General features: G+C 65.1%; 2 protein-coding genes. One reads left to right on the forward strand and one right to left on the reverse strand.

Features of this window, described 5'->3' with window-relative positions; all coding sequences use genetic code 11:
• The coding region (locus I5W_RS21055; protein ID WP_148289166.1) for a metallophosphoesterase family protein at nucleotides 1–805 on the forward strand (805 nt) is incomplete at its 5' end.
• 21 nt (nucleotides 806–826) lie between these two features.
• On the opposite strand, the gene I5W_RS21060 is transcribed toward I5W_RS21055, so the two are convergent.
• The coding region (locus tag I5W_RS21060; protein WP_044530701.1) for a PepSY domain-containing protein at nucleotides 827–1,399 on the reverse strand (573 nt) is incomplete at its 5' end.

The following is a 1,399-nucleotide window of genomic DNA, read 5'->3' on the forward strand; positions in this document are numbered from 1 at the left end:
GCATTTCGGCCGCATCGATGCGCATATCATCGAGCCCCTGATCGCCCAGATCCATGAATTGCGCCCGGATCTCATCGTGGTTTCCGGCGACCTCACCCAGCGTGCGCGCAGCAAGCAGTTCAAGCAGGCACGCCAGTTCCTCGATGCCCTGCCCCAGCCGCAACTGGTGGTGCCGGGCAACCATGACGTGCCGCTGTTCAATGTCGCCGCCCGGCTGCTGCAACCGCTGCGCCAGTACAAGCGCCATATCACCCCGGACCTGCAACCGAAGTACGTGGATGAAGAGATCGCGGTGGTCGGCATCAATACCGCCCGTTCACTGACCATCAAGGATGGCCGCGTCAATGATCGCCAGATCGAGCTGGCACGGCGCGAGCTGGCCGCCGTGGGCGAGCATCTGGTCAAGATCATCGTCACCCATCACCCCTTCGACCTGCCAGCGGGACCGCAGCATCACGGCCTGGTCGGTCAGGCGGTACCGGCCATGCGTGCCTTTGCGCTGTGCGGCGCCGACCTGCTGCTGGCCGGGCACGTGCATACCAGCTCGGCCGTCAGCAGTGCCGGGCGTTATCACATCCCCGGCTATTCGGCCCTGGTGGTGCAGGCCGGCACGGCCACCTCCACCCGTGGCCGGGGAGAAAGTAATTCCTTCAATGTGCTGCAGGTGGAAGCGCACCAGATCGTGGTGCATAGACTGGGTTGGGAAGCGGAGCAGAACAGCTTTGCACTGGCCGCGTCGCAGACCTTCGTGCAACGCGGCAGTGAATGGTTCGAGCAAAAACCGGATGGCCAGCTCGCTGAATAAGCCGCCGTCAGTGGCGGCACGTCAACGCAGGCTGCGCCGATAGCGGATCACATCGACCAGCAGGAACACCAACAGGCTCGCGCCCATCAGCGGCAGATTCCAGCCCAGCAGCAAGGCCAGCACGGCCAATGTGATGCGCTGCAGGGGCGGCAAGCGCATGACCGCTTCCATCAACGGCGCCAGACTGGCGCCGGCCGCCGGACGGCGGCGCCACCACATCAGGTAACCCAGCACGATCAAGCCGCTCAGGGCGAACCCAAAAAGCGCCATCAGGATCTGGTTGGCCACTCCGAACAGCACGCCCATATGCGCATCCACGCCCCAGCGCACCAGCTTGGCGACCAGCGGGAAGTTGGCGAAATCGGCGCGGCTGGTGATGACCATGCGATCGGCATCGATCGCTACCGTGTCGACCTGGGTCGGCCAGGAACGGTCCACCTCGCGCACCACCCAGGCCTGGTCGGCCGCGCGCGGCGGACGGATTTCGATATCGGCGGCGTCGATGCCACCGGCGCGGGCGATGTGCTGCACCATGTCGAAGCGCGCCGGGTCACCCACCCTGCGCATGGACATGTTCATGCCATGTGCGGCCAT

Origin of the sequence: Herbaspirillum sp. B65 (genome assembly GCF_000333555.1) — a bacterium.
In the GTDB taxonomy this organism is placed as follows: Bacteria; Pseudomonadota; Gammaproteobacteria; order Burkholderiales; family Burkholderiaceae_D; genus Herbaspirillum; species Herbaspirillum rubrisubalbicans.